The 10,502-nt window shown below is 31.6% G+C and carries 15 protein-coding genes; 5 read left to right on the plus strand and 10 right to left on the minus strand.

Going from position 1 to position 10,502, the window contains the following annotated elements; all coding sequences use genetic code 11:
* Positions 1-30: 30 nt before the first annotated feature.
* The 6 genes from cysK to BN350_RS01295 form a co-directional block, all read right to left on the minus strand.
* Positions 31-960 (minus strand): cysteine synthase A, encoded by a 930-nt coding sequence (gene cysK / locus BN350_RS01270; RefSeq protein WP_081652812.1) that lies wholly within the window; start codon positions 958-960, stop codon positions 31-33.
* Positions 947-2,257, minus strand: coding sequence for an O-acetylhomoserine aminocarboxypropyltransferase/cysteine synthase family protein (locus BN350_RS01275; RefSeq protein WP_028041978.1), 1,311 nt, complete (start codon positions 2,255-2,257; stop codon positions 947-949). Before BN350_RS01275 ends, cysK begins: the two co-directional genes overlap by 14 nt.
* A 127-nt stretch (positions 2,258-2,384) precedes the next feature.
* Positions 2,385-2,816, minus strand: coding sequence for an RrF2 family transcriptional regulator (locus BN350_RS01280; protein WP_028041979.1), 432 nt, complete (start codon positions 2,814-2,816; stop codon positions 2,385-2,387).
* Between the two features lie 55 nt (positions 2,817-2,871).
* On the minus strand, positions 2,872-3,144 hold the full coding sequence (locus tag BN350_RS01285; protein WP_028041980.1) for a DUF3795 domain-containing protein: 273 nt from the start codon (positions 3,142-3,144) through the stop codon (positions 2,872-2,874).
* Positions 3,145-3,157: 13 nt separating this feature from the next.
* Entirely contained in the window at positions 3,158-3,712 is a 555-nt protein-coding gene (locus BN350_RS01290) for a PadR family transcriptional regulator (RefSeq protein WP_028041981.1), read from the minus strand.
* Positions 3,713-3,800: 88 nt separating this feature from the next.
* Positions 3,801-4,307, minus strand: a complete 507-nt coding sequence (locus BN350_RS01295) for a hypothetical protein (RefSeq protein WP_028041982.1) — start codon at positions 4,305-4,307, stop codon at positions 3,801-3,803.
* A 293-nt stretch (positions 4,308-4,600) separates the two neighbouring features.
* Between BN350_RS01295 and BN350_RS01300 the strand changes: the two genes are divergently transcribed.
* Genes BN350_RS01300 through BN350_RS01310 form a run of 3 tightly spaced genes read left to right on the plus strand, consistent with a single transcriptional unit; the run spans position 4,601 to position 6,321 of the window.
* The gene (locus tag BN350_RS01300; protein ID WP_028041983.1) at positions 4,601-5,428 is read left to right on the plus strand and encodes an alpha/beta fold hydrolase; all 828 of its coding nucleotides are present in this window, start codon (positions 4,601-4,603) and stop codon (positions 5,426-5,428) included.
* Entirely contained in the window at positions 5,428-5,802 is a 375-nt protein-coding gene (locus BN350_RS01305) for a PTS sugar transporter subunit IIB (protein ID WP_028041984.1), read from the plus strand. Before BN350_RS01300 ends, BN350_RS01305 begins: the two co-directional genes overlap by 1 nt.
* 60 nt (positions 5,803-5,862) lie before the next feature.
* Positions 5,863-6,321: a helix-turn-helix domain-containing protein gene (locus BN350_RS01310; RefSeq protein ID WP_028041985.1), complete on the plus strand. Its 459-nt coding sequence runs from the start codon at positions 5,863-5,865 to the stop codon at positions 6,319-6,321.
* A 30-nt stretch (positions 6,322-6,351) separates the two neighbouring features.
* On the opposite strand, the gene fba is transcribed toward BN350_RS01310, so the two are convergent.
* From fba to BN350_RS01325, 3 genes are all read right to left on the minus strand, one after another.
* Positions 6,352-7,218, minus strand: a complete 867-nt coding sequence (gene fba, locus BN350_RS01315; RefSeq protein ID WP_028041986.1) for a class II fructose-1,6-bisphosphate aldolase — start codon at positions 7,216-7,218, stop codon at positions 6,352-6,354.
* 111 nt (positions 7,219-7,329) lie between these two features.
* Positions 7,330-8,358, minus strand: coding sequence for an acyl-CoA--6-aminopenicillanic acid acyl-transferase (locus BN350_RS01320; protein ID WP_028041987.1), 1,029 nt, complete (start codon positions 8,356-8,358; stop codon positions 7,330-7,332).
* Complete coding sequence (locus BN350_RS01325; RefSeq protein ID WP_028041988.1) at positions 8,346-9,227, minus strand: AraC family transcriptional regulator; 882 nt, start codon at positions 9,225-9,227, stop codon at positions 8,346-8,348. The genes BN350_RS01320 and BN350_RS01325 overlap by 13 nt, the downstream gene beginning before the upstream one ends.
* 202 nt (positions 9,228-9,429) lie before the next feature.
* Between BN350_RS01325 and BN350_RS01330 the strand changes: the two genes are divergently transcribed.
* Entirely contained in the window at positions 9,430-9,633 is a 204-nt protein-coding gene (locus tag BN350_RS01330) for an RNA polymerase sigma factor (RefSeq protein WP_028041989.1), read from the plus strand.
* On the plus strand, positions 9,626-9,931 hold the full coding sequence (locus tag BN350_RS01335; protein ID WP_028041990.1) for a sigma factor-like helix-turn-helix DNA-binding protein: 306 nt from the start codon (positions 9,626-9,628) through the stop codon (positions 9,929-9,931). Before BN350_RS01330 ends, BN350_RS01335 begins: the two co-directional genes overlap by 8 nt.
* A 325-nt stretch (positions 9,932-10,256) precedes the next feature.
* Here the strand turns inward: BN350_RS01335 and BN350_RS20780 are convergent.
* On the minus strand, positions 10,257-10,502 hold a 246-nt coding region (locus BN350_RS20780; RefSeq protein WP_028041991.1), incomplete at its 5' end, for a protein-tyrosine phosphatase family protein.

Below are 10,502 nucleotides of genomic sequence, written 5' to 3' on the forward strand. Positions count from 1 at the left end.
CTTGAAAAAAGAATAGACTCTTAAGAAAGCCTATTCTTGAAATAACGGTGTTGATAAATAACGATCACCTGTATCCGGTAATAAAACAACAATATTTTTCTCTTTATTTTCAGGACGCTTCGCAACCTCTATTGCTGCATAGACTGCAGCCCCTGATGAAATACCAACAAGCATTCCTTCTGATGATGCTATTTCTTTTCCAATGCGAAATGCATCTTCATTAGAAACAGTTACAATCTCATCATAAATATCTGTATTTAATACATCAGGAATAAAACCAGCACCAATACCTTGTATTTTATGACTGCCTGCTTTTCCTGTTGAAAGTATTGCTGAATCTTTCGGTTCTACTGCAACAATCTGAATATTTGGATTTTGAGATTTTAGATATGTTCCAACTCCTGTAATTGTTCCTCCAGTTCCAATACCTGCGATAAAGATATCAACTTCTCCATCCATATCTTTCCATATTTCAGGACCAGTTGTTAACTGGTGAATCTTTGGATTTGACAAATTATCAAATTGGCTAGGAATAAAGCTATGAGGTATTTCTTCAGCAAGTTCTTGTGCTTTAGCAATAGCCCCCTTCATCCCTTTTGAACCTTCTGTCAATACTAATTCTGCCCCATAAGCTTTCATAAGTGTTCTTCTTTCTACACTCATTGTTTCAGGCATAACGATAATGACACGAAATCCTTTTGCAGCACCAACTGCTGCTAAGCCAATACCTGTATTTCCAGAGGTTGGTTCAATAATAACACTGTCTTTTTTGAGAATCCCTTTTTCTATAGCATCATCTATCATTGCTTTTGCAATACGATCTTTCACACTACCTGATGGATTAAAATATTCAACCTTTGCAATAATGCTCGCATCTAAGTGATACTTCTTTTCTAAATTTGATAATTCTAATAATGGTGTATTGCCAATCAATTGATCAGCGGATTTATATATTTTCATGATAATTCTCCTTTAATTTTTCAAATGCTTGAGCTAAATCATCTATAATATCATCAATATGTTCTGTACCTATTGATAGACGAATGGTTGTTGGATAAATGCCTGCCTGATTTAATTCATCTTCATTCATTTGTGAATGAGTTGTCGAAGCAGGGTGAATAACTAAAGACTTGACATCTGCAACATTAGCAAGTAATGAAAAGATTTCTAGTGATTCTGTAAATTGTCTTGCCTGTTGCTGTGTTCCATTGAGTTCAAATGTAAAAATAGATGCTGCACCTTGTGGATAATATCTTTGATAGAGTTCTTTTTGATGTCCTTGAGATAAAGAAGGATGATTGACTCTTTTGACCATTGGATGATTTTTTAAATAATCCACAACCTTTAAAGCATTCTCAACATGTCTCTCTACTCTTAATGATAATGTCTCTAGTCCTTGCAGCAACAAAAATGAATTGAACGGTGATAGACAAGCACCTTGATCTCTCATTAATGTTGTACGAATCTTCATAATATAAGCAATATCTCCACAAGATTCACTAAAAACAATCCCATGATATGATGGATTAGGCTTTGTTAAAGCAGGAAATTTATCATTCTGTCTCCAATCAAAATGACCACCATCAATAATGACACCACCCATCACTGTCCCATGTCCACCAATAAATTTCGTTGCTGAATGAACAACAATATCAGCACCATGTTCCAATGGTCTAAAATAGTATGGTGTCGCAAATGTATTATCTACAATCACCGGAATACCATACTGATGAGCAATACTTGAAACCTTTTCTAAATCAATGATATCAGCATTAGGGTTCCCTAATGACTCCAAATAAATCACTTTTGTATTCTCTTGAATAGCTTTTTCAAAATTGGATGGATCCTGGCCATCTACAAAAGTTGTTGTAATACCACATTCTGTTAATGTATTCGCCAATAAATTATAAGTCCCTCCATATACAGATTGTGAGGAGACAATATGATCTCCACAGTTCACAATATTACGAATCGCTAAATCAATAGCAGCTGACCCCGATGAAGTCGCTAGAGCTGCTTTTCCCCCTTCTAAAGCAGCAATTCTTCTTTCAAAAACATCAGATGTAGGATTCATTAAGCGTGAATAAATGTTCCCCTCTTCACTTAATTCAAATCGATTTGCAGCCTGAGATGAATCCTTAAATACATATGATGTTGTTGCATAAATCGGCACTGCTCTTGCATCAGTAGCCAAATCAGGCTGTTCTTGTCCCACATGCAACTGCAATGTTTCAAACTTTAATGCTTTCTTTTTCATACCTATATCCCCTTTATTTTTATTTACCCATTTATTTAGTAGGTTAATAGGGATTATAACTCTATATACCTATTAAGTCAATAGGTATATAGAGTTATAAGAAAAAAATTCTTACATATGTAAGAATTTAAATTACAAAATCATAACCATCATCATCCTGACAAATCAAGTCCGCTAATGTTATACTTTCAAAATAATCATCTATCATCTGATCAAGTTTTTGCCACATAGGTAAAGTTTTACAAGTTTCAGCCCTTTCACAAGTATTGGGTGAACATTCCAAACATGCAACTGGAGCCAAACTTCCCTCTGTAAGCTTTAGAATACTTCCAACGGTATATGTATCTGGTTCTCTCGTTAAACGATAGCCTCCACCTTTACCACGTAATCCCTGAACAAATTGAGCTTTTGATAAAGCTTTAATAATGATTTCCATATATTTTTCTGATATATGTTGACGTTTTGCAATATCTTTAAGTGGCATAAATGTCATTCTATCATGTTCAGCTAAATCTATCATAATACGTAAAGCATATCTTCCTTTTGTAGATATCATCATTTTTGTTCACCTCTAACCTATTATACTGTAGGGTTGATGATAAAATCAACAGAAATTACTTTGTTCCTACTTTTTCACTAGCCCATTCACGTAACTTTGCTAATCTGGGTTGAGGATCAAATCCCATATCTTCTCCCATATGTGCACACATATCACAAGGAAATTGTGTACATTCTCCACAATGTGCTAACCCCTTTTCTTCACAACAAACTTTAACTTGACATACACCACCCCAAAAAGTTTTTTCCATATGTATGCATCCCTGACAATTCACACTTTCTCTTCTTTCACATTCATCACAACAAACACCACATCTTGACTGATACATAAACTTTTCCCTCCTATAATTCTTTCATCTTTTCTAATTCTTCACACTCTAATAATTCATTTTTGAAATCATGACACCAATTTTGTAAAGATTCTAAAACCTGTTTTTGTTGTTGCATAATCGTTTTTCCAACAATAGGAACATCTTGCTTTTGTTCTATAATCATTTTTATAAAAACGAGTGATTGATTAATATTAAAATAAATATTTTCTACATATTGCAACGCTTCTTCTTTAGAAACTTTATTTAATCCAACAATAACTGCATTAAAATCAAAGATAACTTGAATACTCTTTTGAGAATATTCCAACATCATAGAATGAAAATATTCTTTTCCATTTTCAGTTATTTGATAAATTGTTTTTTCAGGATTTTTCCCATTTTTAATAATTTCCTTATCTAAATAACCATTTTTCTCTAATACAATCATTCTTTTATAAACTGATGGTGTACTCACCTTTACCCAATAAGATAAATTTCTATATTCAATATGTTTTTGAATATCATAAGCACTTCTTGGCCGATCATAAACAATTCCCAATAAAACCAAGTCAACTGTTGAAGACATACCATCCCTCCTATACTATATAGTATATTAATCAATCGTAATACAAAAAATATCGCTTAAAACTTCATGGCTTTAAGCGATACCTTTTCTATTGATTGACTATTTCATAAACACAATTATCATTATCTTTAATTGCTTTTACATTCATTTCATTTTGATGAGTTTCTTTCCATTCATCAAGATCACTGATTGTTGTGATAGAAATGGTTTGATTTCCTTTTTTTAATACAAAAGTAGAAGATATAGTTCCATCATATAATTCTAATTGATAACCATCTTTTTCTAATTTTCTTGCTTGATCTTCAAATATTCCAGAATTACTATCATTAAAACTCACTAACAAATGATTATCCGTTTGTTCTAAAATATTTATTTTGTTTACAGAAATACCTAATTCCTTTGCGACAGTTTTTAAAGTTGGCATCTTTATAATCTCTTTTGTTTGAGTGTCATTTTCATCTGTTTGATTCGTTTGAGACACTGACGCACTTGTTTGTGTATCTCTGGTAGGATTATCCGTAATATCTTTCTTCTCTTCCTTGGCACAGCCTACTAAAACAAACATTGCTGATAATATTATCATTATTTTTTTCATAATAATTCTCCTTAACAAAAAATAACATCAAATTGTCACAATTACATAAATATAATAATGTATTTTTGTTTTCTATTATTATTTTATAGTATGCATATTCATCTGTCAACAAATACAGGGAAGTAACAATTCATCATTTTATATTCTTTGGATAAGTGATTTTCTTTTTTATAAGATATACTGCAAAGTCATAGTTTAATTTATCAAATCATATTATGTCTTGTTATTGAATAAAGATTGTGATACTATATTATTGTCACGATATAGTGACTAAGATATAATAAGGAGAACATATGGAACAATATCAAGTCATTTCAAATCAATGTCAATTACAAGTTTATTCTGTTAATCCATCACATAACCAAATAGCTATTCTCTTTTTACATGGCGGTCCTGGTAGCGGGGCAAAAGCTCTCATGGATTTACCAGTTTTTCAACAACTTCATCAAAAATTTCACTGTATCTATTTTGATCAGCGTGGCTGTGGACAATCATTCTATGATCTATCACAAGGAATTACCATTGAAGACATTACTAATGATGTCTTTCAAGTTGTACAAGATACCAAAAAGAGATTCCCTATTCAAAAATTATTCTTGTGGGGTGGTTCATTTGGTGGCTTATTAGCATGTTTATGCATACAAAAATTCTCTGAAATATTTGATGGTGTGATCTTGAGTAGTCCAGCAATTACATTTTCAAGACATCAGGCACTTGACTTTTATGAGCATATGAAAAAACAATATTCATCTCATTTAACCATCTCCAATAATGAAAATGATCAACAACCTGAAGATTTCTTTTCAGATCCAAATGTCCATCAATGGATATTCAGTGATATGAATCCATCAAATTCACTTCAACATATTTGTGCAATGTCTCATTGGTTTTTTCAATATACTTTTAAAGGAATATTTGAAAGTATACATTTTCCTCTTCTTGTGATGCAAGGAAAAGATGATTCAATCTGTTTATTTCAAAATATTAATAATGAAATGAATAAAAATCATTCCGACAATATTGAATATCATTTATTTGAAGACTGTGGTCACGAAGTATTTACTGATCAATCAAAAGAATTTGTTACTATTATTGAAACATTTATAAGGAGGATATCATAATGTTTATTTATATATGTTGCTCTGGAGGAGCAACTTCTAGTTTGTTTTGTCAATCTATTGGCAAGGCATCAGATAAAAATGTTTTGGTAGAACATATTTTTATTGTTCTACAGGATTTAGAGAATTATAAGAAATCCTATGATATGATTCTTGCTTATGGACCTGCTGAACTACTTAATGAACGTTCTATTCAAAAATATCAATTAAATAAAATTATCAATAGTGTTTGGATATGTCCGCAGAGTCGCTATTTAAAAGAAAGTATATATAAGGCTTTAGATCCATTTCATATTCCTGTACATCTTGTTGATATGCGTGCATTTGGAACAATGAATGGTAAAAAGGCTTTAGAAGATATTGAAACGAATCTATAATATAACTCTATACAACTTTCTCTATTTCATCTATAATAAATGAAATGGAGGTTGATCATTGTGATAGATTTAAATCAAGTTTTAACATTTAGTGAAGCCGCTGAAAAATGGGGGTTTGCTAATGGAAACACGTTAAGAAAGGCTGTTGAAAGAAATAAATTTGATGAGAATGAAATACGTAAAAGCGGAGATGTTTGGCTTACAACTTATGAGGCCATGCAAAGAGTTTTTGGACAACCAAGAAATCTTGAGACAGTGATTTCTATGGAAGAATTATCTCAATGGATTTCAGAAAGTTATTATCATCAAGAGGATTCTAATCAAAGGCTTCATGAAATTTTAAATAAAATGAATGAAACAATTCTTAAGAAGAAAACGGTTATTATTATTACTTCACATAACTCCCCACAAAACATTGTAAGAGTATTAAAATCACAAAGTGATTTCGATGATTTTCAGAAATCATTAAATAGATATTTTCAATCAATTTCTATCAATATATATCCAAAAGAAAAATGACGCGTTTGCGTCATTTTTATATACATCTTATTAAGCTTTGTTGATGCAACCAAATAATTCCATTTTCTCTTTTACACATTCTTGAATTGCAGCAGCACCAGGTGCTAATAATTTACGAGGGTCAAATCCTTTACCTTCTCTATCTTTACCTTCTTCAATATATTTACGTGTAGCTTCTTGGAAATATAATTGACATTCAGTATTAACGTTGATTTTAGAAACTCCTAAAGTGATAGCTTTTTTAATCATATCAGCAGGAATTCCAGTACCACCATGTAATACTAAAGGCATTGTTCCTGTTTCTTTTTGAATAGCATCTAATGCTTCAAAATCTAAACCTTCCCAGTTAGCTGGGTATTTACCATGAATGTTTCCAATACCTGCTGCTAAGAAATCAATTCCTAAATCAGCAATCATTTTACATTCTTTTGGATCGGCAACTTCACCTTTACCTACAACACCATCTTCTTCTCCACCAATTGAACCAACTTCTGCTTCAACTGATACACCTTTAGCATGACATAATGCTACGATTTCTTTAGTTTTTTCAATGTTTTCTTCGATTCCATAATGAGAACCATCAAACATAATTGAAGAGAAACCTGCTTCTAAAGCAGCTTTAGCTCCTTCATAACTACCATGATCTAAATGTAAAGCAACTGGTACAGTAATTCCTAGAGAATCTACCATTGCACTTACCATAGCAGAAACTGTTTTAAATCCAGTCATGTACTTTGCAGCTCCTTCAGAAACTCCTAAGATGACTGGTGCTTTTAATTCTTCTGCAGTTAATAAAATTGATTTTGTCCATTCTAAGTTGTTGATATTAAATTGACCAACAGCATAGTGACCTGCTTTTGCTTTATCAAGCATTTCTTTAGCTGAAACTAATCCCATATGTATAATCTCCTTTTCAATTTTTTACACTTATATCATACACTGATTTCATGAAAATTTCCATAATTATTAACTATTTTTAAATATTCTTAAAGATTACACTGATATCCATCATTGTAATCTACAATCTTTTACAAATTTCTTTTTCCTTGGATCACCTTCTGCTCGGTAAATCATTAAACTCTTTAAATCAAATATTGAACTCCATATCGTTTCAAAATTTAATTTCTTATCATATTGACACATAAAACCATAATCACCTTTAAGTAAACACTGTGTTTTTTCTATAAGATCTCCATACAATTCTTTTCGAAAACTATCTAAAACAACTTGATATCTCTTGTGAGAATCATAATCATTGCCATGAGAATCATCATATGATTGCATTTTACTTGAAGTAAAACTATTCACTGTACAAACAATCTTATCACCATTAATGACTTCTGCTTCTCTTATTCTTTTCAAGTTTGGTGTACATTCTACAACTTTCATATTTCCATTTTTATCAGCAAGCAAAACATTACAGTTTGATGCTATTGGTAATTCCATTAATAATGATATTGCATCATCTGTATCTTTAGCTTTTTCAAGTAGATATCTGACAATAAAACAGCTATTGAATCCTGGTCTTATTCTTTTCAAATCGGTCATCACAAATGTCATAGCAACTGCTAAACCATATCCATTAAGACCTTCTTCCCCATTGATAAATGAAGAGGTTGTGATATTGAACTTATTTCCATTGACTAGTGTATAAATTTCACTTTTACTGCCTTTTTTTAAATAAGGTGGCAAATCATTGTTACGACCATAAATCACATGACCATCTCTTTCATAAGCAAAGGCTGTACATCCTCTGATTTCTACTGGAATATTGTCTTCAAGATTATACATACAGCACCCCATACATAACATCCATGATGTAAATTCCAAATAATCAATACCGATTGTATCAGTCACTCCTCTTATTTCCTCACAGACTTCTGGAAAAAATTCTCTCAATATTTTTTCACTTTCTTTTCCATGTTTTGATTGAAAATAATCTAAATGGATTGGAAAAGTGATTTGTGCTTTTTGAAAAACTTTCCCTCTTTTGACTCCCATATCATAATGCTTTCCCTTTAATCTTAAATGATACATATTTCTTTTTCCTTCCTTTCTCTAATTGCAATCATTACTTGAAAATGACCTTTTGATGATAATTCAGGTTGTATTGGATAAACTTCAATATCAGGCAATCCAGCATATTCATATCCTGAAAATGGTAACCATTCACTCATAAAACGTTTAAAAATATTTTGTACATCTCCTTTGAAATCTCCATTATTTTCAAAGACAACCCATGTATGAGCAGGAATAGCATAACTAACCATACCTTGAGGAAGCTGTTGTGTTGATGAAACTGCAATCATATAATCAATGGATTGGTCATCATGATAAACAGTCACACCCAACAATCCATTCGACTCATAATTTGATAATTGCAGAAGTTGTGTTATTTGTTTTGTGTGAAAGATATTTTTCCAATACTGCGGAACAATCCGATGATTTTCTTCCATCACAGAAGTGATTGGATATCGAAATCCAACGATGCGTATGGCTTCTTTTTCTTCTATATGATAGGAAAGAGGTTGTGCACCTGTAACTCGAACAGTTAAAGATATTGCCGAGTAAGCATTGAGCGAACTCCCACAATGTCTTGCCTGCGTTGGTGACATACCATGCACACTTGAAAATGCACGATGGAAAGATGTGGCTGATGTATAACCATACTTTAAAGCAATATCCATCACTTTATTGTGGGTTCTTTGCAGGTCAAAGGCTGCTTGTGTCATTCTTCTGCGACGTATATACTCTGATAAGGAAACACCAACAACGTACGAAAATAATCTTTGAAAATAGGATGTTGAGCAACAGGCAATCTTCGCTACTTCTTCATAAGATATATCTTGCTCTAAATGGCTTTCTATATATGCAATTGCAGCATTCATTTTTTCTAACCAATCCATTTAATTAACACCTCCTTTTCTAAGTATAACGCAATAAAAATTTAACTTCTTTACTTTTCATGTCTACTTTTGTAAACTTTTTCTAAACTAACACACATATATGATAAGATTATTTATAATGAATAGAAATCAATCAATAATTTAGAGTTTGTGCAATATATTCAATCATTAAATCGTTGAATATATGAAGGGAGGAACTATGATGACGACAAAAAGGGAAATTGATAGGATTGTAGAGAAATATAGTGATATGCTTTTAAGAATTGCTTTACATCATATCCATAATTATGCACAAGTTCAAGATATTGTTCAGGATGCTTTTATAAAGTTTTGTATAAATCTCCTGAATTTGAAAGTAGGAAAAGGAAAAAGCATGGCTTATTCGTGTCACAAGCAATTTGTGTAAAGATCATTTAAAGCATTGGTGGTTAAAGAAAAGAACAGATTTTTCTTATGAATATATGACGGACAATCAACATCAAGAAACATATGAAATGTTAGAAATCGTTAAACAATTACCATATCACCAGCGAAATGCTATTTACTTATATTATTATGAAGAAATGTCTATTCGTGAAATTTCAGAAATTTATCAAGTCAAAGAAAGTCAAAAATCAGGTTTCAAAACATATATTGCATGTTATGTATCTGCTTTGCCTGATCAATATATAGATGAAGATTATAATGAAATACAATTCAATTAAAGATGATTTTAAGAAAATATAACATAAGCAAAGAAGAGTGACTACTCCTGAGAAGCGAAGACTTCTTGCTCGACAATAAGCGAGCTATCCTCATTTGTCCCACGGTTCTGCATGTTTGTTGGTTCCTCAATTACTAACCGCATCTCTTCGTTCCTGATGTTTATTGCGGCGTTTATATTCCTATTATGATGTGTTCCACATTCGAGACAATCCTATTCGCGAATAAAAATGATTTCTTTATAGATAGAGTTGATTGTCATTCATGAAACATTTTTAAATAAAAAAACAGCTATATCTCATGATATAACTGATTCTATTTATGTATTTAACTGTTTTCTATGTAATCCTTTATTTCTTCAACACTCTTCTTATTGGCAATCATATTCGCTATATGATCATATTGTAATGCACTTAAGCCTTCTAAGAAGCTTGTATCAGTATTTGGATACAACTCTTTCAATAGTGTTATAATAAGTTTGATTCCGATTGAAATGCCTTCTTCTTTGCCAATTGAGATGCCTTCTTCCTTACCTTGATCAAAAGCATCTCTAACTTCTCCTGCTCTTGCTTT

It is taken from the genome of Candidatus Stoquefichus massiliensis AP9 (genome assembly GCF_000455285.1).
GTDB classification, from domain to species: Bacteria; Bacillota_I; Bacilli_A; order Erysipelotrichales; family Coprobacillaceae; genus Stoquefichus; species Stoquefichus massiliensis.